Origin of the sequence: Exiguobacterium sp. s123 (assembly GCF_018617075.1) — a bacterium.
Taxonomy (GTDB): Bacteria; Bacillota; Bacilli; order Exiguobacteriales; family Exiguobacteriaceae; genus Exiguobacterium; species Exiguobacterium profundum.
On sequence record NZ_JACSJL010000014.1, the window covers coordinates 1 to 25983 of the forward strand.

Annotated in this window: 21 protein-coding genes and 2 riboswitches; of the genes, 14 read left to right on the forward strand and 7 right to left on the reverse strand. The window is 46.6% G+C overall.

Annotated elements, in window-relative coordinates:
• Window positions 1–213 precede the first annotated feature (213 nt).
• The 5 genes from KNO72_RS15120 to KNO72_RS15140 all read left to right on the forward strand — a co-directional run bounded on the left by KNO72_RS15120 (window position 214) and on the right by KNO72_RS15140 (window position 5720).
• Window positions 214–483 (forward strand): PTS sugar transporter subunit IIB, encoded by a 270-nt coding sequence (locus KNO72_RS15120; RefSeq protein ID WP_214689446.1) that lies wholly within the window; start codon window positions 214–216, stop codon window positions 481–483.
• Window positions 473–2503, forward strand: coding sequence for a BglG family transcription antiterminator (locus KNO72_RS15125; protein ID WP_214758735.1), 2031 nt, complete (start codon window positions 473–475; stop codon window positions 2501–2503). The genes KNO72_RS15120 and KNO72_RS15125 overlap by 11 nt, the downstream gene beginning before the upstream one ends.
• A gap of 167 nt (window positions 2504–2670) precedes the next feature.
• Window positions 2671–4092: a PTS mannitol transporter subunit IIBC gene (locus KNO72_RS15130; protein ID WP_214758737.1), complete on the forward strand. Its 1422-nt coding sequence runs from the start codon at window positions 2671–2673 to the stop codon at window positions 4090–4092.
• Between the two features lie 47 nt (window positions 4093–4139).
• Window positions 4140–4571: a PTS mannitol transporter subunit IIA gene (locus KNO72_RS15135; RefSeq protein ID WP_026824364.1), complete on the forward strand. Its 432-nt coding sequence runs from the start codon at window positions 4140–4142 to the stop codon at window positions 4569–4571.
• Entirely contained in the window at window positions 4572–5720 is a 1149-nt protein-coding gene (locus KNO72_RS15140; protein ID WP_214758739.1) for a mannitol-1-phosphate 5-dehydrogenase, read from the forward strand.
• 37 nt (window positions 5721–5757) lie between these two features.
• Here KNO72_RS15140 and KNO72_RS15145 read toward each other — a convergent pair whose 3' ends face one another.
• Window positions 5758–8106, reverse strand: coding sequence for a bifunctional diguanylate cyclase/phosphodiesterase (locus KNO72_RS15145; protein ID WP_214758741.1), 2349 nt, complete (start codon window positions 8104–8106; stop codon window positions 5758–5760).
• Between the two features lie 139 nt (window positions 8107–8245).
• Here KNO72_RS15145 and KNO72_RS15150 point away from each other — a divergent pair, with 139 nt between their 5' ends.
• Both KNO72_RS15150 and KNO72_RS15155 read left to right on the forward strand, forming a co-directional pair.
• Window positions 8246–9073 carry a CPBP family intramembrane glutamic endopeptidase gene (locus KNO72_RS15150; protein WP_251028376.1) on the forward strand — a complete coding sequence of 276 codons (828 nt, stop codon included), beginning with the start codon at window positions 8246–8248 and terminating at the stop codon, window positions 9071–9073.
• Window positions 9074–9091: 18 nt separating this feature from the next.
• Window positions 9092–9622, forward strand: coding sequence for a GNAT family N-acetyltransferase (locus tag KNO72_RS15155; RefSeq protein ID WP_353048741.1), 531 nt, complete (start codon window positions 9092–9094; stop codon window positions 9620–9622).
• Between the two features lie 20 nt (window positions 9623–9642).
• Here the strand turns inward: KNO72_RS15155 and KNO72_RS15160 are convergent, their stop codons facing one another.
• The 3 genes from KNO72_RS15160 to KNO72_RS15170 all read right to left on the reverse strand — a co-directional run bounded on the left by KNO72_RS15160 (window position 9643) and on the right by KNO72_RS15170 (window position 12268).
• The gene (locus KNO72_RS15160) at window positions 9643–11145 is read right to left on the reverse strand and encodes an N-acetylmuramoyl-L-alanine amidase family protein (protein WP_214758745.1); all 1503 of its coding nucleotides are present in this window, start codon (window positions 11143–11145) and stop codon (window positions 9643–9645) included.
• Between the two features lie 172 nt (window positions 11146–11317).
• Window positions 11318–11518 carry a hypothetical protein gene (locus tag KNO72_RS15165; RefSeq protein ID WP_078146241.1) on the reverse strand — a complete coding sequence of 67 codons (201 nt, stop codon included), beginning with the start codon at window positions 11516–11518 and terminating at the stop codon, window positions 11318–11320.
• 66 nt (window positions 11519–11584) lie between these two features.
• The gene (locus KNO72_RS15170; protein ID WP_214758747.1) at window positions 11585–12268 is read right to left on the reverse strand and encodes a hypothetical protein; all 684 of its coding nucleotides are present in this window, start codon (window positions 12266–12268) and stop codon (window positions 11585–11587) included.
• 249 nt (window positions 12269–12517) lie between these two features.
• Between KNO72_RS15170 and KNO72_RS15175 the strand changes: the two genes are divergently transcribed.
• On the forward strand, window positions 12518–13780 hold the full coding sequence (locus tag KNO72_RS15175) for a tetratricopeptide repeat protein (protein ID WP_214758749.1): 1263 nt from the start codon (window positions 12518–12520) through the stop codon (window positions 13778–13780).
• A gap of 51 nt (window positions 13781–13831) precedes the next feature.
• Here KNO72_RS15175 and KNO72_RS15180 read toward each other — a convergent pair whose 3' ends face one another.
• Complete coding sequence (locus KNO72_RS15180) at window positions 13832–14149, reverse strand: hypothetical protein (protein ID WP_078146244.1); 318 nt, start codon at window positions 14147–14149, stop codon at window positions 13832–13834.
• Window positions 14150–14346: 197 nt separating this feature from the next.
• Entirely contained in the window at window positions 14347–16188 is a 1842-nt protein-coding gene (locus KNO72_RS15185) for an ATP-binding protein (protein ID WP_214758751.1), read from the reverse strand.
• A 237-nt stretch (window positions 16189–16425) separates the two neighbouring features.
• On the opposite strand from KNO72_RS15185, the gene KNO72_RS15190 reads away from it, so the two are divergent.
• From KNO72_RS15190 to KNO72_RS15215, 6 genes are all read left to right on the forward strand, one after another.
• Window positions 16426–17031 carry a flavin reductase family protein gene (locus KNO72_RS15190; protein ID WP_214685759.1) on the forward strand — a complete coding sequence of 202 codons (606 nt, stop codon included), beginning with the start codon at window positions 16426–16428 and terminating at the stop codon, window positions 17029–17031.
• Between the two features lie 171 nt (window positions 17032–17202).
• On the forward strand, window positions 17203–18153 hold the full coding sequence (locus tag KNO72_RS15195) for an AAA family ATPase (RefSeq protein ID WP_214685761.1): 951 nt from the start codon (window positions 17203–17205) through the stop codon (window positions 18151–18153).
• Window positions 18150–19220: a DUF58 domain-containing protein gene (locus KNO72_RS15200; protein WP_214689419.1), complete on the forward strand. Its 1071-nt coding sequence runs from the start codon at window positions 18150–18152 to the stop codon at window positions 19218–19220. The genes KNO72_RS15195 and KNO72_RS15200 overlap by 4 nt, the downstream gene beginning before the upstream one ends.
• Window positions 19217–21316 carry a transglutaminase-like domain-containing protein gene (locus KNO72_RS15205; protein WP_214689417.1) on the forward strand — a complete coding sequence of 700 codons (2100 nt, stop codon included), beginning with the start codon at window positions 19217–19219 and terminating at the stop codon, window positions 21314–21316. Before KNO72_RS15200 ends, KNO72_RS15205 begins: the two co-directional genes overlap by 4 nt.
• Before the next feature lie 41 nt (window positions 21317–21357).
• A riboswitch (purine riboswitch) is annotated at window positions 21358–21458 on the forward strand.
• A 112-nt stretch (window positions 21459–21570) separates the two neighbouring features.
• Window positions 21571–23094: a glutamine-hydrolyzing GMP synthase gene (gene guaA, locus KNO72_RS15210; RefSeq protein WP_031424658.1), complete on the forward strand. Its 1524-nt coding sequence runs from the start codon at window positions 21571–21573 to the stop codon at window positions 23092–23094.
• A gap of 134 nt (window positions 23095–23228) precedes the next feature.
• A riboswitch (purine riboswitch) is annotated at window positions 23229–23330 on the forward strand.
• An 88-nt stretch (window positions 23331–23418) separates the two neighbouring features.
• Window positions 23419–24780, forward strand: a complete 1362-nt coding sequence (locus tag KNO72_RS15215) for an NCS2 family permease (protein WP_251025665.1) — start codon at window positions 23419–23421, stop codon at window positions 24778–24780.
• A gap of 26 nt (window positions 24781–24806) precedes the next feature.
• Here the strand turns inward: KNO72_RS15215 and KNO72_RS15220 are convergent, their stop codons facing one another.
• A complete protein-coding gene (locus tag KNO72_RS15220) occupies window positions 24807–25649 on the reverse strand; it encodes a VanW family protein (protein ID WP_214758753.1) in 843 nt (280 codons plus the stop codon).
• Window positions 25650–25983: the final 334 nt, after the last annotated feature.

Consider the following 25983-nt stretch of genomic DNA (forward strand, 5'->3'; position numbering starts at 1 on the left):
AGTTAGGAGGGAAGAGGCTTAGAGCCGCAAGGGTTTGAGGGGAGTGTGAGGGAGAGTTGGGGAGGGAAGGACTTTTTAGCAGGGGAATACCTTTCTTCAGGAGAGGTGCTTTTTACTGCTTGCCGATATCTTTGCCAACAAGCAAAATAGTAGAAGGAGTAAGCGGTTCCAACTTATGATTAGATAAAGATAAGCGATGAAAGAAGGGCTGACATGAACGTATACATTGCTTGTCATAGCGGGTTTGTGACAAGTGCGATGGCGGCGAAGTTGTTCGCACAGGCAAGCAAGGGGCGCTTGCTTTGTACGATTACGCACGGAACGATTCAAAACATCCCGAACGAGGTGGATTTGATTCTCTATCAGGAAGGGGCGACCCCGGTCACCCATCCGACCGCACGTGTCCGGTCAGTCCGACAACTCCTGTCGCTCGAGGAATACCGACTACTTGTCGAAGAATGGATGGATGAGCATGAGACATGAGTGGACCGCGCGAGAGCGGTCGATTTTACTACACTTATTGGCAACTGAGACATCGACACCGCTCGCCGAAATCGCGCAGGCGGTGAATTTGTCTGAGCGCACGATTCAACGAGAACGACAATTACTTGAAGGCATCTTAAAAGAGTTCGAACTTGAACTCGCTTGGCAACGCGGTCATGGACTGAGCCTGGTTGGCAAACCAGCTGCGAAACAACAGTTACGAGAAGATCTCATCTTATCTGCAGAAGCGATCCCGACGAGCGAGGACCGCTTATTTGAGCTGGCGTGGCGTCTCTTGTTCGAGAACGATACGCTTAAATTGCAGGCGGTCGCCAAACAGATGCACGTCTCGCCGAGTACGTTGACACAAGACCTAGAGAAATTGGATCGATGGTTCGAAGAGTATCATTTAGAAGTTGAACGGAAAAAAGGTGTTGGGGCTAGAGTGCTCGGTTATGAGTCCGAGAAGCGTAAGCTACTCATCAACGCTCTGCTTGCCCACTGGGACACGCTCGCATTTTATCGCTTCGTCCGTGGAGAAGACGACTACATTCCTGCTTTTTTGAAGATGGTACCATGCGAGGAGATGCTTGAAGGTCTTCGAGACGGTTATGATTATTTGAAATCCCTTTCGTTTGAGCGGATGGACGACCGCACCATCATGCGAGTCACGTTCGCTTACGGCGTGCAACAAGAGCGGTTAGCGTCTGGATTCTTTTTAGAGATGTATACGAAAGGACGGTCCGAGGACTATCTGAAAGTCGCCACCGATATGGAAGCGGCTCTCGGTATCACTTACTCGATGGCGGAACGCGTCTGGTTCGCGGAAGAGGCGAATCGTCTGCGCTCAATTAAAGATCAAATGAAAGAAGACGAGGAAGAACGCTGGATCATGCAGATTCGGGTGCATAAACTGATTCATCACGTCTCGCTCATCTACGGGTTTACCTTTACGGATGACGCGGCTCTCGAACGAGGACTGCTTGCTCACATCCTCTCGAGTATGAATACGCAGGCGCTACCAGAGACGAGTACGGTCAAGCCCCACATCGACCGCGACTATCCGGGACTTCGTTCGGCGATTCAACAGGCCGCCGACATCGTCTTTGGGACGAATACGTTCTCCGAAGAAGAAACGGTTTTTTGGGCGATGCACTTTGCGGCAGCACTCGTCAAACCGGTGCGCCGCCGCGAATATCGGGCGCTCGTCATCTGTTCGGCCGGACTCGGTTCGTCGAAGATGCTCGTCAATCGGGTACGCCAAGAGTTCCCAGAGATGCAAGACGTCGTCAACTCGTCTTTATTTGGATTAGAGCAGCACCGACTTGAGGAATATGATGTCATCTTGTCGACGGTGCCATTACCACCACTCTCGGTACCGACATTGATTGTCAATCCGTTGTTGACGAGTGAAGAAGTACAGCGCGTCCGTCATCTTTTACTATCTTTACCGCAATCCTTTCAGACACTCGCAACGAAGCCGCGTTCAACGATGCTTGATTTCGCAGAACTCGGGGAATTGGTCGAGACGTTCGAGCGGATGGATGACCAGTTCGATTTGGTCACGCTCAATAATACGGATCGTTTAGAAGATATCTTGCTTGATATCGGTATACATTTAGAAGAACGTGACCTCGTACAAAGCGGAATTCAGCTCTCTGCCCAACTGCTTCGTCGTCACGAGGTCGCGGGCCTTGGGGTGCCTGATACGAAACTGGCGTTATTCCACGGACGACATGCCTCGATTGAGAAGGCGAGTGTGTTTGCGTTTGATTTAACGACATCGATCCCACTCCTTATGATGGATCAGTCGACCGAACCGGTGACACGTCTTCTTGTCTTGCTGGCACCGGAAGAAGCACGTGACGTCGAGCTTCAGTTCCTAAGTGCGATCAGCGGGTCGCTCATTGAGAGTGAGGAGCATATGCGTCTTTATAGCACGGGAACGAAAGAAGATCTTCGTTTACTCCTGCACGAATGCATGAAGAAAATGATTCATGAGACGTTGTACGAAAAATGACCGAACCATGGTCATTTTTTTGTTTGGCACAAAATGTTGCCAAAGTGTGAACTGGATTGAATTGAGAAAGCGCTTACTCCAGGCATACAATACAGGTGTAGAGCACAAACCGGTTAGCTACACTACACATTCAACCTTTCACATTTAAACGACTGGAGGTTTTATACATGGCGAATACGCAAGCAAGCTCGGGCGGGGTCCGAGTCAAAGTACAACGGTTCGGTAGTTTCCTCAGTGGGATGGTCATGCCGAACATCGGCGCCTTCATTGCCTGGGGGATTATCACAGCACTCTTCATTCCAACAGGATGGTGGCCAAACGAAAAATTAGCAGAACTCGTTGGTCCAACCATCACGTATCTCTTACCATTACTCATCGGTTTCACTGGTGGTAAATTACTTCATGACGTACGAGGCGGTGTCGTCGGGGCACTCGCCACGATGGGGGTCATCGTCGGTACCGACATTCCGATGTTCCTCGGTGCGATGATCATGGGTCCACTCGGTGGTTATGTCATCCGCCAAGTCGACCGTGCCCTTGAAGGCAAAGTTAAAGCGGGATTTGAAATGCTCGTCAACAACTTCTCAGTTGGAATCATCGGTGGTCTTCTCATGCTTGGAGGATTTGAAATCTTCGGTCCGATCATGAGCGCCCTCGATAAAGTCATGGCGGCAGGTGTTGACTGGATCGTCGGCGCGAAATTGCTTCCGGTCGCAAGTCTGTTCATCGAACCAGCAAAAGTTCTCTTCTTGAACAACGCCATCAACCACGGGATCTTGAGCCCGCTTGGTGTCGATCAAGTCGCAGACGCTGGAAAGTCCGTTCTCTTCTTACTTGAGGCGAACCCAGGACCAGGTCTTGGATTACTTCTCGCCTATATGTTCTTCGCCAAAGGTGCAGCGAAACGTACGGCACCGGGTGCAGCCATCATTCATTTCCTTGGTGGGATTCACGAGATTTACTTCCCATATGTGTTGATGAAGCCAGTCTTGATCCTTGCGATGATCGCAGGGGGCGCAACAGGGATCTTCACGTTCGTACTCTTTGATGTCGGTCTCGTCGCACCGGCTTCACCAGGTAGTATCTTTGCCATTCTTGCGATGGCGTCACGCGGTTCATATCTCGGACTCGTGGCAGGGATTCTCTTGTCAGCAGCGGTCACGTTCGCTGTGGCTAGTGTTATCTTGAAATCGAGCGCAGCAGAGGAAGTATCACTCGAAGAAGCGACACAAAACGTGAGTGCGATGAAAGGTAAACAGTCTTACGCATCGGCTCTCGTGACAGATCGTCTTGATAAAGTCGACCATATCATCTTCGCTTGTGACGCTGGAATGGGATCGAGTGCCATGGGAGCATCGGTTCTTCGGAACAAGGTCAACAAAGCGAACTTGCCAATCAAAGTGACGAACACGTCCATCAGCAACTTGCCGAAAGGTGCTCAGTTTGTCATCACACACGAAGATTTGACGGAGCGCGCGGAAGCGCAAGCGCCGAATGCGATTCATCGTTCGGTCACGAACTTCTTGAACGCCGATTACTATGACCAATTAGTAGAAGAAATTAAAGCGGAACGCAGCAAAATTTCTTGAACTCAGAACAGATAGAGACACGGTTTAGCCATTAGGAGGAAATTAAAATGCCATTCATTCAAACAGAGATGATTCGACTTAACCAAACATTCGCTACGACAGAGGAAGCGATCACAGCAGCCGGAGCCGTCCTACAAGACGCCGGCTGTGTGACGCCGGAGTATGTAGAAGCGATGCATGAACGTCAAGCGATCGCAAACGTCTATATCGGAAATCACGTCGCCATTCCACACGGTACAGAAGCAGCGAAATCAGCGGTTCAGAAGACGGGGATCTCGTTCCTGCAAGTACCAGACGGTGTCGACTTTGGAGGTCAAACGGCCAAACTCGTCATCGGAATTGCAGGCGTGAATGATGAACATTTAGAGCTCCTATCGCAAATCGCGATTCTATGCTCAGACGAAAGCAATGTAGAGCGTCTTGTTCAGGCGAAAACGAAGGAAGAAATCTTGGCGCTCTTTATGGAAGAGGTGGCGTAAATGAAAGCTGTTCACTTTGGGGCAGGGAACATCGGACGAGGATTTATCGGATTATTGCTCAACCAAAGCGGTTACGAGGTGACGTTTGTCGACATCAATGACACGGTCATCGAAGCGCTTGAGGCAAAACGTCATTATGAGGTCGGGTTTGCGGAAGATGGCGTCGATCGTGTCGTCGTCGACCGAGTTCGCGGTGTCAACAGTTTGAAAGAACCGGCTCGGGTCGTGGACTTGATTGCAGAAGCAGATCTCGTGACGACGGCTGTCGGACCGTCACTTCTCTCAAAAGTGGCACCGTTGATCAGCGAAGGACTTCGTGCTCGTGAAGTCGAGGATGCGCCGGTCTATGTCATCGCATGTGAGAACATGATTGGTGGGAGTGCAATCCTTCGTCAAGAAGTAGAGGCGTGTGGCGGTGTCGGGGAGGCGAATGTCTTCTTCCCGAACGCAGCAGTCGACCGCATCGTCCCGCTACAACAACATGAGGATCCGCTTTACGTGGAAGTCGAGACGTTCCATGAATGGGTCATCGAGACACAAGGGCTCAACGAACAACCACCGATTCAAGGTGTGACATGGGTTGAAGAAATCGGACCGTATATCGAACGAAAATTATTCACGGTCAATACGGGACACGCCATCGCCTCTTATATCGGCTCGTTGTTCGGAAAGGCGACGATTGACGAGGCGCTGCAAGATCGCCGTGTGCGTCAAGTCGTCCAAGGCGCATTATATGAGACAGGTTGGTTATTGCTTGAGAAATACGGATTCGAGGCGAAAGAGCATAGCCAATACATCCAAAAAATCATCAAGCGCTTTGAGAATCCGAAATTGAAGGATGAAGTGTCGCGTGTGGCGCGTTCACCGATTCGTAAACTAGGACCGAGCGACCGTCTCGTCAAGCCGGCACGTGAATTGATGAATAACGGCATCGAGCCGAACGAACTCGCTTACGGGATTGCAGCAGCCCTTCATTATTACAACCCGGAGGACTCGGAATCGTCGGAGCTGAACTTGTCGATCGAAGAACACGGCATCTCGTCAACGATTGAAAAATACCTTCATCTTCATGAGGGGGACACGTTGACTCAGTTGATTCTCGATCAATATCATTTGATTCGGGAAGAAGAAAAAGAACGCGTGTCGTAACTAAAAATCGCTCCTGTCTATTTGACAGGAGCGATTTTTAGTGTTTCCCGAACTCGAGATAGGTGGTCGTCTCTTTGACATGAAGCGGAACGTCTGTCTCAGACAATGGAAAACTGAAGTAGTAGCCTTGTACGTAGTCACATGATTCCTTGAGTAACCATTCGAGTTGAGCGGATGTTTCCACACCTTCCATGAGAACTTTCATACCAAGGTTGTGACCGAGTTGAATCATCGAGCGGACGATGGCCTCTTGATTGCGGTCGGTGAACAGGTTCTCGATAAACGACCGATCGATTTTCAGCACTTGCACAGGAAGTTCCCGAAGTTGGCTGAAAGAAGAATAGCCGGTCCCAAAATCATCGAGAGAAATGAGGATTCCGAGCTGATGCAACTGTGTCAGTTTTTCACGAGTCGAGGCCTCATATGAAAGCATCGAGGACTCGGTCACTTCCAATTCGAGATACATCGGGTCCATCCCCGTCTCCAAAAGAACGGATTGTAGCGTATCAACAAAGTCTTCGCGCGCAAATTGGAGCGGGGAAACGTTAAGGGATAATGTAAAGGGACGTATCCCAGTTCGTTGCCAACGCACCCAAGCGCGACAACCTTCCCGAATGACCCAATGACCAATCGAATGAATTAACCCCGTGTTTTCCGCAATCGGGATGAAGTCAGATGGCGCAACCTTTCCGATTTGTGGATGTTGCCATCGAAGTAACGCTTCCGCGCCTTCTAATCGATTCCGCTTCAAATCGATTTTTGGTTGATAGACAAGTGTCAGTTCGTTTTTACTTAGTGCGGTGACGAGTGCTTTTTCTATCTCGATATTGCGCAAGAGTTGAGGTCGTGATGATTCTTCGAATAATTTGATATTATTCTCTCCATCTTGTCTGGATTCATCAGCGGCAAGACGAGAAAATTGAATAAGTTCTTCGGAAGAAGCACTATCCTTAGGGAAATGACTGATTCCCGCACTCATCGTCAATTCAAGAGTCGTGCCATCCACGTCGAAGCTGGATGAAATCGCCTTAATACATTTTTCAGCCTTTTGATGAGCGAGCGAACTGCGTTGCGCAAATAGTAAAATGACAAACTCGGATGGTCCGATTCGTGTCAATACATCGTCTGGGTGAATCGTATGTTTGAGGCGGTCAGCGACTTGAATGATCAACTCATCTGCTCCGTGATGCCCGAGAATGTCACTTAGGAAACGCCAGCGGTTTACGTCGATGTATAAACAGGCGACCGAACGTTCTTGTGAGATACATTCCTTCAAGAGGGCATCCAGTTTATGCCGATTTGGTAAGTCCGTCAATGCATCGTGAAAAGCCATATGTTCAATCAGACGCTGAGAGGCGACTGCTTCGGTCACATCTCGGATAAACCAGAGTACTTGATTGTTTGAACCATCTTGAAGTGGATAAGACGTCACTTCTAACGTACGATGATTCGTGTCAATTTGTACCGGCTGATAGAACGGCTGTTGAGCCGACAGCAAAGGATGATAATCCTGAAAAAAGGGTTCTGTCGCATGTCCCTCGAATAAGTGAGCGAACGCTTGATTTTGATATTGGATTTCACCATCGCTTGTCGTCGTCACTACAGCATCCGTTGTCGATTCTAAAATCGTCGTTTGAAAAAGGTCACGTTTTTGGATTTGTCGTTCTAACGTATACGCAATAAAGTACATCCCGAATAAGAGAAACACGATGCTCGTGACTAACCATGCGAGTAGGGTCGGATCAATCGGAACCTGCCTGGCGGGTGAAGCATCAGGAATGATAGTCGTTGCCCGCATTCCAGCAAGGTGCATACTGAAAATAGCTGTCCCCATCAGAAGGGAGAACATTAGTTTAACGGGCAAGGATGTCCGTGCCGTAGCGTAGGACGAAAAGAAACCTACCCATAAGGCGAGAAAGGAAGCGCCCCAAGCGATACCAATTGAAATCAATACCCATAAGGGATCAAAGTCCAATTGAACACCTTGGATGGCTTTCATGCCAATATAATGCATGCTGACGATTCCAAATCCCATCAAACCGGAAGATTGCAGTAAGGACATCCATGTCGTCTTGCGAGAAATCAAACCGAACGACAGGATGCACCCGACAATCGCCGGAATCATTGATCCGATAATGAGCCAAATCGAATAGGTGCTCTCATGTAAGGACGCATGACCGAGCATGGCCACAAAATGCATGGACCAGATGCCAAGACCTAGCGTGGTACCACCAAATAAAATCCAAGTACGATGAGACGTTGTCACACCTCCTGTGACCCGCTTCGCTAATTCGAGTGCCATCAAGGCTGAAACGCTGGCAATGAGAAAAGCGAGTATCATCAAAAATCCATTGTGACTTGTTGTATGCGTGCTAATCTGTTCCATAGTGTCGATACCTCATAGGGTTATTTAATCCATTCATCACTTCATTATATGCCGAACAATTATAATTACATACAAAAAGTTTCAAATGCTATTCTTCCAATCAAATAACGGGTACTACATTGCTGAAGGGGTGCTGATTATGTATAAAAACAAATACATCAACTTGTTCTTATTGGTCTCATTCGGCTACTCATGGCTTATATGGGGAAATTTGTACTGGTGGACCGATTTACCAATCATGGTCATCGTTATTTTAGGGGCGTTTGGTCCAAGCATTGCAGGGTTTCTCACGATGTATCGACTTCGGGGCGGGGAAGGGGTGACACATCTTCTTCGGAAAAGCATTCAGTTCCAGATGAGTTGGAAGGCGTATGTGATTCCACTTTTGTTGGTTCCGTTCTTATTTCTCGTAGCGTATTGGTGGACGGATCGAAGCGGTGCCCTACTCGTTCGAGAACCGTGGTGGGTCGTCCCATACTTCTTCTATATGCTAGTTCTCGGAGGGACGTTGCAGGAAGAGTATGGATGGCGCGGCTATTTGCTGGACGCCTTACAATCAAGATTCTCTCCACTTCTAGCTAGCCTGTCACTCGGGGTCCTTTGGGCGATGTGGCATATTCCGCTCTTCTTCATGGCTGGAACAGGACAGGCGAATTTGTCATTTTGGGCGTATGGCTTAGCCGTGATGGCATATACGATCATCATGACTTGGGTATACAACGGTTCGTCGCGCAATTTATGGTCGGCCTTTCTCATGCATACGATGTTCAACGTAATGTTCGTGATGGTCGGGTTCGAAGCGGAAAGTGGTTATCCAATCGGGTTTATTCATTTGACAATCATATTATGGACCGCTGCGATTTTAATCATTTGGAAAACGTACGGTAAATTGAATTATGAGCCGCTCGAAGAAATGATTCCCTCGTACCCGAGTGTTACGCAACGAATTCGTGAGGGTAAAGAGTAAAACAAAAAAGAAAAGGGAGTGGCCGTCTTGAATTTTCGCGCACTCGAACAATCAGACGTGAAATCCTTGCAACGCTTATTTATGGAGAGTTTGAGTGACTTGATTCGACGAGAGCGGTTTGAAGATGCCGATTTGCTAGATGAAGAAGTGGCGCGTCTGAACACGACGATTCAAGATCATTTCGATGATGACACCGTTGATCTGTACGTTGTAGAAGAGGACGGAATCCTTGTCGGAGCAGGGGCGTTATTACCTCCCAATGATATCATCTCAGGCAACATACAAATTGAGCGTGATGCGATTGAGCTAGGGAGTGTCTATGTGTCACCACGAATGCAGCGGCGAGGTGTCGGACAATTCCTGTTAGAAGAGATGATGCGTGAAATTTCGGTTCGAGGGAAGAAGGTCTTTTATTTAGATGCCGGATTCCCGAGCGCACAAGCCTATTGGCAGAAACGATTGGGTGAGCCGTCTCATATCCTCGAACATTATTGGGGACCTGGGGCATCCCATATGATTTGGCAAGTCCATATCAAACAAGGAACTTAGCTGAGTGCTAAGTTCCTTTTTTAGTAATAAGATCGCATGAATTGATGAATACCGGATGCCGTTGCTTCAGCCATTCGTTGGCGATATGTCGTACTCGTTAAATGTGAGCGGTCGCTTGAATTACTGATGAATCCGTATTCGACAAGGGTAGAAGGTGAAACGTTCCGTCCGACTACGTATACATTTTGATACTTGACCCCACGGTTTTGAATCGTAGAAATCCGTGAAGCGATCTCTTTGTTGATACTTGAGCCGAGACTACGGCTGGCGGAAATGTAAGGGTTTGTCGTATAACTTTCTGACGTCGGGACGAGTACCTCGTGTCCATGTGCCGTGTTATAAACGGAAGAGTTCGCATGAAGACTGACGAACACTTCCCCTTTATAAGACTTGTTGAGTGACACACGCTGTTCAAGGGAGAGGTATGTATCGTTCGAACGAGTCAATTTAACGTTGTAGTCATAGGTGCTCGATAAGACGCCAGCTAGACGTTTCGCGATATCAAGTGCAATCACTTTCTCATAAACAGAGCCATAGACAGCGCCAGGATCGTTTCCACCATGACCTGCGTCGATGACGACCGTTTTACCGGTTCCGTTTGTATCCGTTGGTGTCGTAACAGTCGTAGGTTTCAAGTACTCGGATGCTACATACCCGGTTTTGCCGTTGTATGTGACTTTATACCACGAGTCATAACGGCTGACATATTTGACGACTGATCCAGCTGGAATGACGGTCAAGACATCGCTCCATGAAGCGGCGCTAAGACGCATATTCAAGTTCACGGCCGTTTTATAATAAGAAGACGGGGTTACGGGAGCTGTCGTCGCCGTTAAGTAGTCAGAAGAAACATAACCGGTTTTTCCATTATAGGTGACCTTAAACCATGATCCATAACGTCTCACATATTTGACAGTCGCACCCGATGGAATCGTCGTGACGATGGAACTCCATGAAGCGGCGCTGAGACGCAGGTTCAGGTTGGCAGTCGTCTTATAGTAGTCCGAAGGTGGGACTGGGGCACTCGTAGGTGTTAAATAAGCAGAAGCGACATAGCCCGTCTTTCCATTGAACGTCACTTTGTACCATGACCCATAACGACTGACATACTTCACGGTCGCGTCGGCAGGGATCACGGTGACCACATCACTCCATGAAGCAGCGGTGAGGCGCATATTTAATCGGTCTGTTGTCTTATAGTAAGCAGAAGTGTTTGAGACCGAAACATATTGAGAAGCGACATAGCCTGTTTTGCCTCCATAACTGACCTTGTACCACGAACCGTATGTACTAATGTACGTGACGCTTGAGCCAGATGGGATTGTCAAGAGGACTGGGCTCCAAGTGGCTGCGCTGAGGCGAAGATTTAAGTTGGCGGTAGTGGTATAGGTCGAGGCGGCTTCGGTGACAGTCGATTGAATGCCGGAAGAATCCAGTTGGAACGGGACGACTGCTGCCCCGGATATTGTAAGTGAAGAACTAAGTAACAGCTTTAAACTCCATGACGATTTTGTTTCATTCAATGTTCAAACTCCTTTACTCATTAAACTGGTGACAAGGGCGGCGTATGAGAGTGCATCTAGGTTGTCCCTGTTTATTATATAAGTAAAAAGGAAAAAATGGAGGGAAATATATAATTCATTTACCTTTTTTCTTAAATAAAAAAGACGCCCGAGGCGTCTTGAGCAAATCAGTTTATACGATGCGTGGCATACCTTCATTATTAAAGGTTGCTGGAACGTCGATTTGTACAATGCGTGGTCTTTCTTCAGCATTTATAGTAATCGGTTCTTCGATTTTTACGATACGTGGTCTTTCTTCCGCAAAAGGTTTGAATGAACTTCCGAGTAAAAGGACTGCAGTTGTAATAAAGAAAAATCCAGCTAACTTTTTCATGTTTAATTCCTCCGTTGTATAATGATTTATATGGAAAAAAATTAATACCAATTTTGATCAAGCAACTTACATGTCATCTGAGGATTTTAAAAGCTGGTAGATGTCTTCAGACTGTTCTTTAACAGAATCGAATAAGTTCCCTGAGTAGGTCTCAGGTAAACTCGGTTCGAAAATAGTCACTTTATCAGAGTCGTTTATCATCAAAGTAGCTAAGATCGGAACTTTCACAGTCTGACTTAATAGGGTACTACAAAGTGGAGTACAAACTTTTTGTAGTTGCTCTAATGAGTTAGGTTGCCAACATACAGAGGCTTCAGGAAGAATATATAAAATGTGACCTTCGCTCAATAGCGTTTCACATTGTTTAGATAACAAATCGGAATCCTGTTCAACGTTGATAAATTGATAATCATGAAGTTGTGCTTCATAAGAAGTTTTGCTACTTCTTTTTAAAATTGACAACGATAATTCTGGACCTAAAATGTAAAGCTTTTTAAAGGAACGGTTTGCTTTTAACGTCTTTGAAATTAGTTTCGGAAGACGTTGGTAGTAATCGATTTGAAATGCGTTTACAATGAAGCCTTTAGTAGAAGATAATAACTGTGTCAAATTTTCTAAGCCTTCGAAATGATTTAAGTCATCTTTCGAATATGAATGGTCTACTACCGCAGACGGTTTAGAAGATTTCGACTTAAAGTAGATTTTCGGTTTAATATAATCTTCAGCGAGTAAAAAACTAAGTTTCCCCATGTATACCATCCACCTCCTACAAACTGTTCATCTTAATTGAAAAAAGTAGAACTAAAGTCCAAATCACTATTGATTGACTAGTTAAATCTTATCATGATTAATTGTGATGATGGATAAGTTTGGGTTGGGAAACTTTTGTTTAATATGCTTAATTAAGTTGAGGATTATAGGCTGAATTTCCTGAAAGTACTTCACATGAATAAATTATGAGTGAAGTTCGAAAATGGGGCAAAGGGGCTACTACTAATAATGGAGTACAACTATGGGAATTTAATTAGAGTAGAGCGCTTGCGAAAAAATATGAAACAATCCGTGTTAGCAAGAGGGATCTGTTCAATTTCTTATTTGAGCAAAATTGAAAATAATCAAACATCTGCTAGTGAGGAAGTCCTAGAACTTCTTTTCGAGCGTCTTGAAATTGAAGTACCCCTATATCATGACTTTAGTTACCAATCAGAAAAAGTTATTAAAGAAATAAGAGAGATTTTGAAAGAAGCAATCCTTACTCGAAAAGATCGTGACAAACAAGAGCAAGTCCAAAAATATATGAATCATCCTACGGTTAAACAATCCAAATCGGTGTATATGACTCTCATGGTCACATTGGCCCGTTTTGGAGTAATGCCAGGGGGGGATTCGAAATATGTAACGGAAGTAGGTTGGATTGAAGATCAACTTTCTGCTGATGATCGCATTCGATATTACACAGTGAAAGCACTTCAATATTTTCAGGAAAATGAAAAAGAACTATCATACAAATTAATCGAAGAAGTAACAAATAAATTACCTCATTCAGGAATACCTGATTGGGAGGCTGCAGATATTCGTTACATTACGGGCGCGTTATATTTCCGATTTACCGACAATATACAAGCTCTTGAAAATCTTCAAGCTTCATTAAAATATTTTCAAGAAAATTTTTGTTTGGAGCGAATGATAGAGTGTCATATGTTGATTGGACTAACTTATAAACGACGAAAACGATATGCAGATGCTCTCTCTTACAATCAAAAAGCTTTAAAAGTCGCCAATGCAACTGATTTAAGAAACTATTATGGAATGCTCTATAACAATATAGGAGAAATCTATTCGTTATTAGGAGAACAAGATAAGGCACTTACGTACTTCATGGAAAGTTTTGAATACAAAGTGGATATTAGAAGTAAGCTATTTAGTGTGTTATCACTGGTAGAGGTAAATGCAAAACAGGAAAATGAACAAGGTGTCTTAGATTGGTTAGAAACAGGCCACGAATTGATGCAACAACATGAAGCGGTCGAAGAATTCAATCAGCACTTTAATATCTATTGGAATCACTTTAAGGATAAGAACTCTCAAAAGCTTATGGAGAGCCTAAAAAGTGCCGTGACTTATTTTGAAGATCACGATGAGTACGTATACGCAAAAAAATATGCCCTTTGGTTAGCGAAAGAGCTAAGGGAGAATGGGAAATACAAGCAAGCAACAGACTATTACGAAAAAGTAATTTCAATCATGTCACAAGCAGAATGACGCTCGAAGAGAGCGTCATTTTTTATGGGATAAGTACTTCTTCGAGTCATTTTATGGTGTCGTGAAATAATGCACAGTCCACACTTGTTCTTGGACGAGGCGTTCGTCTTCTATATGACCGTTAAGGACCTGCTGTAATAGGTGAATCAAATGTTTTTGAAGATTCGCATCATGTGAACCACTATGCAAAATTTCCTCTTCGCTCGCAATAATGTAAAATCCACCAAGGCGTAATGGCACGTGCTTCCGAATCAAAGCAGCGGCAGATTGAAACTTCGCTTGCTCCCCCATGTGAGGTACGTCAATCTCAAAACGTCCCAATTGATTAAAATCTCCAATCTCTGAAAAAGGCGGGTCACGATGATCCAATGGCAAGTCCTCCGATCCTAGCAATCTCTTTATAATCAGTATATCTTGTTTTTGGCTTAAAACGTGTAAAAATAAATGGATAGGGTATCCTACATCCACGAAAATGCATCGGTTTCTTTCCTTTCTATATATTGTCAAAGGATTCCTTCCAAATTAGGCAAAAAAGAGTCAAAAATAACACGGTCGACATGACCGTGTTATTGCATGATGTGCTCTTTTGAGGTTGGTAGTTCACAGATGAATGTACTGCCCTCTCCATATATCGATTCGACATGGAGTTGACCCTCATGCGCTTTGGCAATTTCTTTACAAATTGCGAGACCGAGTCCGGTACCACCGATTTTTCGACGGTCCGAATTATCGACTCGATAAAATTTACCGAAGAGATGAGGGAGTGAGGCACTTGGTATTCCCATACCATGGTCTCTTACTTTCATCACGACCTCTTCATCTACGCGTTCGAGCGATACAAGGATATTCCCGCCATCTGGCGAATATTTGATGGCGTTACTTAATAGGTTGCCGAGCAATTGACGCATCCCTTCTAAGTCCGCATCAATAATGAAATCTTGTTCGGTATCGGTGTCGATGAACAGCTCATGTCGGTCCGTCGTTTCCTGATAAAACGCGACACTATCTGTGACGAGCTGATATAAGTCGACCGGTTCCCACTCGAACGCTTGTTTTCCAGACTCCATTTTTTGAAGATCTAAGAAATCGTTGACGAGATAGGAAAGGCGTTTCGCTTCATCGTGGATCGTCTTCAAATACAGTTCACGACGACTTTCCTTCAAATCACGTGACAGCATCAGCTCGGTAAATCCGTAAATCGAGGACAAAGGCGTCCGTAATTCATGCGAGACGGTCGAGACGAGTTCAGATTTCATCCGATCAATCTCCGTTTCGGCCGTGACGTCACGTAAGACGAGCATCGTTCCACGAAGTCTGCGGTCCCGATAGACGCTTTCAGCATAAAGTTGAATGAAGCAATCGCCTTGGTCGATTGAAATCGTCAGTCCGTCTTCCGGCGGGTCTTGTGTGAAGACGCGCTCGAAGTATCGGACAAACTGTTCATGCTGATCGACCCATTCCGCCAGCTGTTCGATATCGATATCGATGGCAGAGAGTTCTTCGTATCCTTTGTAGTCGAAGTGTAAATCATCAAACATGCGGATGAAGGCGCGATTGCCGACGACCGTATCATCTTCATAGTTCACATACAAAATGGCTTCCCGTACAGAGTTGATGAGTTGCGCTGTTTCTTTTCGATCCTGCTGCATCTGACGATAAAGCTGCATGCGGAGAAGTGAGATGGCGAGTTGGCTTGCGAATGCGTTCAACTCCGATTTTTCACTGGCATCGTACTGTTCGTCGTAACGAGCCAAGTAAAGACAGCCAATCAGACTATTATCCGATGGGTCCATGATAGGAATGACCGTCTCATAGATATAATATGGATACGTGTGTAACGCATCGACGACCCGCTTAGAAGTGGCGGCCGGTAACTTTGAAATCATGACTCGTTTAAGCAAAAGGGAATCTTTCTTTAGACTTTCTTGTTGATCTTCGGTCATCTCTTTCGGTACGACAGACGTGATTTCTCCGTCTTTGGTGAGTAAGAGGGCACCGAACTCAGATTTTGTAAGCAACACAATCTTTTCAATGACAGAAGAGTAATCGAATAGTGATTCTTTCGAGGCCAATACTTCAATCAACTCATTGCGATATTGAAGATTGATTTCGTTTAATTTCGATTCGTTCAATACGTTTTCGAGCTTTTCTTTCTTCGCTTTCAGTCTGCTGTTCTGGTCGGCCATCCGTTTGATGAGCGGGCGTCCGATTAATAAGATGGCACTGATGAACATGACGAGCCCAATCATCCAAATCCATCGGAGAGCAGTGAGTTCGAGAGTGGAGACATTCCCATCTCGAACGAACCAGGCCCCAATCAAGGTCAAAACCAGACTGAATCCACAGACACTATATAAAATACTGAGTATTTGACGACTGTTCAATTGTTCAATCCACTTGCTGATCATTCGTTCTACTTCCTTCCTTGAACATAAAAAACGATAGGTCATCTTTTCCTTGCCCTGAATTCTATGAGACCGGGAAGGGAAAATGAAACAATTTGCTTATACGAAGTGTTTAAAATCATATACACATAATGCGATTTACCCAAAATACATGAAATGTACACGTGTCAACCTGCTTTGCGTTGACATTGTTTGATGAAGTGATTATTTTGAAGTTAAGATAAAAAGGAGTGTGAGTCTATGCTATCGATTGAACCTTCTGCTTTGACTGAACGAGACACATATAAATTTTTGATTGGCAGTATTGTTCCAAGACCGATTGCGTTTGTCACAACACAACATGGGGACGTGATTAATGCCGCCCCGTTTAGCTACTTCAATGTAGTCGCATCCAATCCTCCTCTCGTCTCCGTCTCGGTTCAACGAAAAGACGGCGTGATGAAAGATACGGCGCGTAACGCACTCCGTACGAATGAACTGGTGATTCATGTCGTAGATGAGACGAACGTCATTAACGTGAACGAGACGGCCGCCAACCTCGCGGCAGATGAGAGTGAGCTGTCGCGTACGGATTTTACGCTTCAACCGAGTGATATGATTTCGACGCCAGGGGTCAAAGAAGCAAAAATCCGTTTTGAATGTGTGCTCCATCATCACTTGCCGATCGAACATGACGGAAAAACGACTGCCGATCTATTGATTGCACGAATTGTCCGTTTTCATATTGATCGAGAGTTATACAGTCAAGGACGCATCGATGCCAAACGGCTAGCGCCTGTCAGTCGGATGGCCGGCAATGGTTATGCGACCCTTGGAGAACTATTTGATGTGAAGCGCCCAGAATAATCGATAAACGTGCCCGTTTTTTCTAAAGAACGGGCACGTTTTTTGGGTAAAGAAATAGGAAGCGCATTTGGGTGCGGTATTTCTTTCTTTCCGATACTCGCTTGTGTCACAATAAAGTCAGAACATTCTAACTTTCAGTCATCCTAGATCAGAGAAAAAGGGGAGTCCGTCATGTACCGTCCAACTGTCCAATCGATTATTACCGCTATCGAAACCGTGATTGTCGGAAAAGAAGAAGTCATCGCAAAAAGTCTCACTGCCTTGCTGGCGGGTGGACATGTATTACTTGAAGACGTACCAGGAGTCGGGAAGACGATGCTCGTTCGTACGTTCAGTCGAGCGATTGACTTAGATTTTAAGCGCATCCAATTCACGCCGGACATGCTACCATCCGACTTGACCGGAATTTCGATGTATAACCAAAAAACGAGAGAATTTGAATATCGACCAGGTCCGCTCATGGGTAACATCATTTTAGCGGATGAAATCAACCGGACCTCACCGAAAACGCAATCGGCTCTTCTCGAGGCAATGGCTGAGCGAAGTGTGACAGTGGACGGGGAGTTGAAAGTGTTACCGTCACCTTTCTTCGTCATGGCGACACAAAACCCGATTGAGCATGAAGGGACGTATCCGTTACCGGAAGCACAGTTGGATCGCTTCTTACTTAAAATCGAGATGGGCTATCCGACGTTCAATGAAGAGATTGCGTTGTTGTCACGTTTTGAAAAAGAAGAGCCGCTCGAGGCGCTTCAGAGCGTGATCACGAAGCAAGAAGTCGAACTGATGCAACGTGAAGTGAGAGACGTACATGTGTCGAGTGCGGTCAAGCAGTACATCGTGCGACTGGTACATGAGTCGCGAAAAGATCCGCATACGTATTTAGGCGGGAGTCCGCGAGCCACACTTGCGTTGATGAAAGCAGCACAGGCATGGGCGTATATCCATAATCGTGATTTCGTCTTGCCGGATGATGTGAAGGCGATGGCGACGAGCGTGCTCGGACATCGCGTCCTTTTGACAGCGGAAGCGCGATATAAAGGAAAGTCACCAAATCAGTTGATTCAAGATTGGCTGGATACGTTACCTGTCCCGATGGATCGTGAGGTCAATGAAGTATGAAAAACTGGATGAAGCTGTTCGTTGTATGGGCGGCGGCATTCGGATTGTATGCATTTGCCCGCATCGAAGGCAGTATCGTCGCCTCAACATTATGGTGGTCGTTCGTCGTGTTGACCGTCTACTGGACGCTCTTTATGATTTATCCGGTCACGGCGGCAAACGTATTGCGTCGTGTGACGACGAAGCGACTTGTCTCTGGACAAACGATGGACGTCGAGTTACGAATTGAACGGAAGTATCCCTTCTTAATTGGGATGGTCACGTTAGAGGAACGATTGCCACAACGTTTGACGGATGAAGACAAGACGATTGTCGTTCCGGTTGACCGTTTTTTCCGGCAGGCAGAAGTCGTCCAGTATGAGGTCGGGGCGATCAAGCGTGGGATTCATGTCTTTGACCGCACCGTGCTCCATGTACGCGATGTGTTCGGTTTGTTCGACCGGAAGCGGACGTTGCGACTCGAAACGGTCGTCGAGGTGTCGCCTGCCGAATTGCCGTTTGATTTACCTCGAGACGAACATGTCGGCGGTCGTGGGGAACAATATCGTCAAATGCGGACGTATACCGAAGTGGCCAATACGACCAGCGGAGTTCGGGAGTATGCGGCAGGGGACCGAATCGGACGGATTGATTGGAAGGCATCCGCACGTCGAGGGAACTTGATGACCAAGACGTTTGACCAGGAACAAGAGAAGAAGCTCTCACTCGTATTCGTGCCTGCCGTCTCTGCCGGGTATGAAGAGGCGTTTGAACGTTCCCTTTCCTTACTCGTTGGGGCGATTCGTCAGTTAGAACGAAAAAATCTGCCGTTTGAACTTTACGTCATCGAAGAGCAGGTGCGACTGTTCCATCTTCCCGACCAGAGTGCGGAAGTCGGCCATTACTTGTTGACCGCCACGCCAGAAGCCGAGGGGCGTCTCGTCGAACGAGTGAAGCAAAATCTGCCTCAACAAACTGGAGATTTGATTTTGATCAGTCCGTTTGAAACGACGTCCATTCGAGAGTTGATGCACGAGACACAAGGTAGCTATCATCTCTACACGGCAGTAAATGAGGTGACGGTATGAAGACATGGGTAACCCGAATCGTCTATACGGCGCTTGCCGCCTATTTGTTGTCGTTCTGGATTGAGCCGATTGTCGGAAGTACGACGTTCGATGTGACGTGGCCGTTTTACTTCCTGCTTATCGTGCCGATGTTTGCCAGTCTTCTGCCGTGGGCTGCTTTCCTTGGGATCTCGCTTCTTCATTTCCTCGTCATCTTGTATGTCTATCATGGCAGTATTCTGGACTGGTTTGGGCTATGGATGGAAGATTTGATGGGTGTCATGAGCGGTGAGCTGCCGAATGAAGCAATTTTCTTCTCTGCCATGGCGCTGATTGGCTTGCTGTTCGCCGTGCTCGTCGGACGAACCTATCCGAGTTACAGTTTTGCACTTGGGATGATTGTCTCGACACTTGGGGTTATGGCTTATTTTGATACGTGGACGTTGTATGACGGGGAAGGCAATATCCTGTATGCCATCGTCACATCGCTCCTCTTATTATTTGTCACCGATTTGGCGAAACGACCGAGTCAATCGCTCGTCCGATTCGTCAGTATCGGACTACTCCTCAGTGTCGTCGTGGCTCTCGCAAACGCTTCGCCAACGCTTGAAGGCGATTGGTCTGACCGGATCACTACGAGTTTCCGGAATGCGACGACGGAAGGAGATGGGAGTGGCCCAGGCCGAGTTGGGTATGGAGTGAACGACGAATCGCTAGGTGGTCCGTTTGAACAGGACGACGGCATCGTCTTCATCGCTCGCGGCGTGCCGGCCCGCTATTGGCGCATCGAATCCAAGGCGATTTATACGGGGAAAGGTTGGGTTGAGGCACCGGTCCTTGACTCGAACTACAATCGTGGTCAGTTGGTGGACTCGGAAGTGGATACGACACCGGAACAGGCATTATTACGTTTTGAGCGCCGACAACCGTTCGTTCCTTATGGTGGAGAATATCCGCAAGCCATCGAAACGGAGTCCGGTACCGAATTTCGAGTTGGTGACATCGAGCGGGCGTTCCCGAACGAGACGATTACGATGCAACCGTCCGGAAAGATTGTATTTGAAAATGAGGAACAATCGACTCCGCGGACGATCCAACTTCGTTATAGTGTCCCGGCTTTCTCTGAAGAACAGCTTGCATTAAATGAAGAAATCACGTCGCTCACGGAAGAAGAGCAACAGGTCTATTTACAGCTACCGGAATCGTTGCCAGAGCGTGTACGAAATTTAGCCGCTGACATTACGGCGGAGAGTGAGACACCGAACGAGAAGGCGGAAGCGGTAGAAGCGTATTTCCGAAATGGAGAATTTCAATACGATACCGAAAATGTGGCACAACCGGAGGGGGACACGGATTATGTTGACCAGTTCCTGTTCGACACACAAATCGGGTATTGCGATAACTTCTCGACGTCAGCTGCCGTGTTGTTGCGTGCGAACGGCATACCGACGCGTTGGGTAAAAGGGTTTACGATGGGTGACACACGAGGGGTCGTTCAAGGTGAAGAAGAATATACGATTCGAAATCGTCACGCCCACTCGTGGGTCGAGTATTTCATTGAAGGCGCGGGCTGGGTCCCGTTAGAAGCGACCATCAGTTTCTCGGACGCCAACTTATTGCAGATGGAACGAGAGACGGATACGGAAGACACGACACCGGCTGCGAACGATCCCCAAGCAAATCAGGACAATGATACGCAAAACCGTCCGCAAGAAGATTTGTTGATCGATGACGTGACGACAGGTGATGTTCAAGAGGAGGCACGCAACATGCCCGTGTGGGGATGGGTTGTCATTCTCTTCCTCGTGGCGGTCCTCGTTTGGAACCGGAAAATCATCGCGCGTCAAATCATGTATGTCTGGTGGATGAGTCGTCCGCTCACGGATGGGCGCCTCGTCTCGATGCACCGCTATTTGATGAAACGACTGCGTGCGAACGGATTCAAAATTGAGGGACGTACGCCTTCGGAACTCGCCAAAGAGGTCGACGCCTACTATGAAACGAATGATATGACCCGTCTGACGGCTTTGTTTGAGCAAGCTATTTATGCGGAACAAGAGCCGAATTCAAAATATAAAGAATATTGGAAAATCATGATTCGTCGAATTATGAGTTGAAGTGACGGGATGCATCAAGTAAGATAGACGCATTAGTTAGATAATTGAACATGGCATTCCTTCGTATATACTCGTGAATTGGCGCGAGAGTCTCTACCGGACCACCGTAAATGGACCGACTATGAAGGAGCACGTTTCGTATACAAAGAAAAGGGCGTGCTTCTTCTTCGGTTTGGGTTAATCTGGGGAGAGGCGCGTCCTTTTTTTTGAGGAGAAGGCAGAAAGGTGGAGATTTCGTGAAAGTAGAACAAGAAATGATTTTGGTGCTTGATTTTGGTGGTCAGTATAACCAGTTGATCACACGTCGTGTCCGTGACCTTGGCGTATACAGCGAGTTGCATTCACATAAGATGACGGCAGCGGAGATTCGCGAATTGAACCCGATCGGCATCATCTTCTCGGGTGGACCGAACAGCGTATACGCGGAAGGTGCATATCGTTGTGATCCAGAGATCTTTGAACTGGGTATTCCAATCTTCGGGATCTGCTACGGGATGCAACTCATGACGCATCACTTCGGTGGTCGTGTGGAACGTGCCGCTCATCGTGAATACGGAAAAGCGACATTGTTCTCAACGCCGGAAGCATCAGCGATTTATAACGGGCTTCCAGTCGAGCATACAGTATGGATGAGCCACGGTGACCTCGTCATGGAAGCGCCGGAAGGATTTATCGTCGATGGAACGAACCCGTCTTGCCCGGTCGCTTCAATCAAAAACGATGAGTTGAAAATGTACGGTGTCCAATACCATCCAGAGGTTCGTCACTCGGAGTATGGAAACGACATCTTGAAAAACTTCATCTATGAAGTATGTGGTGCCAAAGGCGAATGGTCGATGGAAAACTTTATCGACCTCGAAGTGGAGAAAATCCGTGAAATCGTTGGCGATAAGCAAGTTCTTTGTGCGCTTTCGGGCGGTGTCGACTCTTCTGTCGTGGCCGCACTCGTTCATCGCGCAATCGGTGACCAGTTGACGTGTATGTTTGTAGACCATGGTCTCCTTCGTAAAGGGGAAGCGGATAGCGTCATGAAGACGTTCGCGGACGGATTCAACATGAAGGTCATTAAAATCGATGCACAAGAACGTTTCTTGACGAAACTGGCTGGTGTCTCGGACCCTGAGCAAAAACGTAAGATCATCGGAAACGAGTTCATCTACGTATTTGATGAAGAAGCATCGAAACTCGTCGATATGGACTTCCTCGCACAGGGGACGCTCTACACAGACATCATCGAGAGTGGGACAGACACAGCACAAACAATCAAATCACACCATAACGTCGGTGGATTGCCAGAAGATATGAACTTCACGTTGATCGAACCGCTCAACACGCTCTTTAAAGACGAGGTCCGTGCACTCGGTACAGAACTCGGTCTTCCTGACTATATCGTTTGGCGCCAACCGTTCCCAGGTCCAGGCCTTGGAATTCGTGTCCTCGGTGAAATCACGGAAGAGAAGTTAGAGATCGTGCGTGAATCCGATGCGATTCTACGTGAAGAAGTGAAGAAAGCTGGACTTGAACGCGACATCTGGCAATACTTCACGGTGCTCACGCCGATTCGCTCGGTCGGAGTCATGGGTGACGAGCGTACGTACGACTATGCTGTCGGTGTCCGTGCGGTCACTTCAATCGATGGCATGACGTCCGATTGGGCACGTATTCCATGGGATGTGCTTGAGAAGATCTCTGTCCGGATTGTAAACGAAGTCAGCCACGTTAACCGTGTGCTGTATGACATTACGTCTAAGCCACCTGCAACAATTGAATGGGAATAAGCTGAACAGAGGGGATATCCCCTCTGTTTTGTCTTAAAACCGAACATTCACGTTTTTTATCGATGTAAAATCCGTGAATTTAGTTGACATTCTATTTTCACGCTGATACGATAAGAACGTTCTTATTATAACCGAACAATTATAAAATATTTTGCCGTATAATGTCGGGGATATGGCCCGAGAGTCTCTACGAAATCACCTTAAATGATTTCACTACGGCGAGACATAGATGAGGGTGTATGCCCTCGTATGTTTCGCGTGGGGTCCTCGGTCATTTGCCGGGGACCCTTTCTCGTTTTACGGCGAGCACAAGGAGGAAAACAAATGAGCACACAGCTCAAGCAAGAACAGCAACAACCATCAACAACGAGTCGGATCGATCGTTACTTCCAACTCACAGCACTCGGGACGAGTGTCCGCACGGAACTGATCGCAGGATTTACAACTTTCCTCGCGATGGCGTACATTCTTTTCGTTAACCCGAACATTCTTGGGGCAGCGGGTATGGATACAGGAGCGGTCTTCGTGGCGACAGGTCTTGTCGCGGTAGTCGGTTCATTGACGATGGGACTTCTCGCGAACTACCCAATTGCGATTGCGCCAGGCATGGGCCTTAACGCGTTCTTCGCATATAGCGTCGTCATCGGGATGGGTATTTCTTGGCAAACGGCTTTGTCAGGTGTACTTGTATCAGGTCTCTTCTTTATCGTATTGACGTTATCAGGAATTCGCGAAACGATTGTTAATGCGATTCCGGCTCCGCTGAAAATGGCGGTTGCTGCAGGGATTGGTTTCTTCATCGCTTTCATCGGTTTGAAAAACGCAGGCATTGTTGTCGCAAATGAAGCAACACTCGTCAGTCTTGGTTCGCTCGGAACGGGCACAACGCTTCTCGCGGTATTCGGTCTCGTGGTCAGTGCCTTGCTCATGGCGCGCGATGTAAAAGGTGGTATTTTCATCGGGATGTTATTGACGGCGATTGTCGGGATGATCTTCGGTCTCGTGCCAACTCCGACAGCAATCTCAGACGTTGTATCCATGCCGCCGAGTATGTCATCTACATTCGGTCAAGCCTTCATCAACTTCGGTGATGTCTTCACGCTTCAAATGCTCGTTGTCATCTTGACGTTCTTCTTCATCGATTTCTTTGATACAGCAGGAACGCTCGTCGCGGTAGCGCGTCAAGCGGGCATCATGAAAGAAAACAAAGTGCCGCGTGCAAGTAAGGCGTTGTTAGCTGACTCGACAGCGACGGTGGCAGGTGCAATCTTCGGAACATCTACAGCGACTTCATACGTTGAATCGTCAGCGGGTGTCGCTGCTGGTGGACGAACAGGGTTAACTGCTGTTTTCGCAGGATTGTTCTTCGGGTTAGCGTTGTTCTTCTCGCCTCTCTTGGCAGTTGTTACGGCGCCAGTCACGGCTCCGGCACTCATCATCGTTGGAGTGCTCATGGCTTCGGCTCTTCTTGATATCGATTGGAAAAAGATCGAGATTGCAGTTCCTGCATTCTTGACGATTATCATGATGCCACTTACATCATCAATCGCAACGGGAATTGGGCTTGGGTTTATCCTTTACCCACTCATGATGATTGCAAAAGGGAAGACGAAAGAGATTCATCCGATCATGTATGGGATGTTGGTCATCTTCTTGGCATACTTTATGTTCTTGCCACACGCATAAGTTCATTTGAAAAGCCGGCTCTGTTATTACGAGTCGGCTTTTTTGTATGCAGTATTTTCAGGAAGGAATGGATCGTACATCGTGATCGCGTGATTTTCTGTGATGAACTCATTTCGAAGATGTGTGCCATTCATTGAAGTGACTTCTCTAAATATCTGGTTATGTCGTATCGTTCCACCCCACCATTCCCGGGTGAAATGATGGTTTTCTTCATATATACGATACTGTTCTTTATTCGGGATGTTCGAGCGCCATTCCCCGACGAGATGATCTCCCTCTATATATAGAAGGAGTTGATACGTTTGTGCTGTCTGGTTTGTGATTTGTAAGTCGAGATAATTATAAGAACATGTCGCGCCACTCCCGAAAGGTTGATCCCGTCGGTAATCTGGGAACACATCGTAGCTGTGACGATAACGTTCGGTTACGGTCAAGGGGCTATGTAAGGTGATCCAATAGATTAGATTCGACAGTTGGCATAGACCACCACCGATTCCTGAAGTGACTTTTCCGTAATGAAGAATCATTCCGTCGACGTATCCTTTACGTTTCGTCGGCTTGCCGATCATCTTCCAATAAGAGAGGACGTCGTTTGGAGTCAGGATAGAGCCGTTCAGTTTGGCAATTGCAATCTTCAGATTGGTAACCTTGTTATGCTGAACTTCCATATCGACATCTCGGAGTTGGCGATATAGAGGAGTGCGGTGTGTATGGATCAGATATGGCATCGGGTCAGTATTTCGTTTTGAAACATATTTTCGTTTATCCGTCATCCATTCAAGTCGTCTCTTTAACGTATATACTTGGGTACCGGACCATATTCTGAGCGGTGAACGTTTCTTAGGACGCTGTAGATCAGATTGCATCATGAAGGGCTCCTTAAAGGTTTATAGTCGTTATTAGATATAGCTGTATTCTTTAGAGTGATTTATTCTTCCTTCAAGGAGTTGGGATTCGAACTTTGGATGATGTAGAAAAAGATTTAAAAGTTTTTTTAGGATAATGCTTGCAAGATTAAAAAGCAGGTGATATAGTTATCTCTGTTGCCAGCGACAAACGTTGAATAAACAAAAAAGTTGTTGACATCAAAAAGAATTAAATGTTATTATCATTTAGTCGCCAAGAGCGGCAGACGAACTTTGAAAACTGAACGATGAGGCAAAAATAAGTTTTACCATTTTTGAATGAAGCGCAAGCTTCGTC

Coding starts and splice junctions, on each gene's coding strand:
- KNO72_RS15170 (WP_214758747.1), bottom strand. CDS start 12,268: ATGGGGAAACTTAGTTTTTTACTCGCTGAAGATTATATTAAACCGAAA.
- KNO72_RS15120 (WP_214689446.1), top strand. CDS start 214: ATGAACGTATACATTGCTTGTCATAGCGGGTTTGTGACAAGTGCGATG.
- KNO72_RS15200 (WP_214689419.1), top strand. CDS start 18,150: ATGAAAAACTGGATGAAGCTGTTCGTTGTATGGGCGGCGGCATTCGGA.
- KNO72_RS15130 (WP_214758737.1), top strand. CDS start 2,671: ATGGCGAATACGCAAGCAAGCTCGGGCGGGGTCCGAGTCAAAGTACAA.
- KNO72_RS15220 (WP_214758753.1), bottom strand. CDS start 25,649: ATGATGCAATCTGATCTACAGCGTCCTAAGAAACGTTCACCGCTCAGA.
- KNO72_RS15190 (WP_214685759.1), top strand. CDS start 16,426: ATGCTATCGATTGAACCTTCTGCTTTGACTGAACGAGACACATATAAA.
- KNO72_RS15195 (WP_214685761.1), top strand. CDS start 17,203: ATGTACCGTCCAACTGTCCAATCGATTATTACCGCTATCGAAACCGTG.
- KNO72_RS15205 (WP_214689417.1), top strand. CDS start 19,217: ATGAAGACATGGGTAACCCGAATCGTCTATACGGCGCTTGCCGCCTAT.
- KNO72_RS15145 (WP_214758741.1), bottom strand. CDS start 8,106: ATGGAACAGATTAGCACGCATACAACAAGTCACAATGGATTTTTGATG.
- KNO72_RS15135 (WP_026824364.1), top strand. CDS start 4,140: ATGCCATTCATTCAAACAGAGATGATTCGACTTAACCAAACATTCGCT.
- KNO72_RS15175 (WP_214758749.1), top strand. CDS start 12,518: ATGGAGTACAACTATGGGAATTTAATTAGAGTAGAGCGCTTGCGAAAA.
- KNO72_RS15185 (WP_214758751.1), bottom strand. CDS start 16,188: ATGATCAGCAAGTGGATTGAACAATTGAACAGTCGTCAAATACTCAGT.
- guaA (WP_031424658.1), top strand. CDS start 21,571: ATGATTTTGGTGCTTGATTTTGGTGGTCAGTATAACCAGTTGATCACA.
- KNO72_RS15150 (WP_251028376.1), top strand. CDS start 8,246: ATGTATAAAAACAAATACATCAACTTGTTCTTATTGGTCTCATTCGGC.
- KNO72_RS15215 (WP_251025665.1), top strand. CDS start 23,419: ATGAGCACACAGCTCAAGCAAGAACAGCAACAACCATCAACAACGAGT.
- KNO72_RS15140 (WP_214758739.1), top strand. CDS start 4,572: ATGAAAGCTGTTCACTTTGGGGCAGGGAACATCGGACGAGGATTTATC.
- KNO72_RS15125 (WP_214758735.1), top strand. CDS start 473: ATGAGACATGAGTGGACCGCGCGAGAGCGGTCGATTTTACTACACTTA.
- KNO72_RS15165 (WP_078146241.1), bottom strand. CDS start 11,518: ATGAAAAAGTTAGCTGGATTTTTCTTTATTACAACTGCAGTCCTTTTA.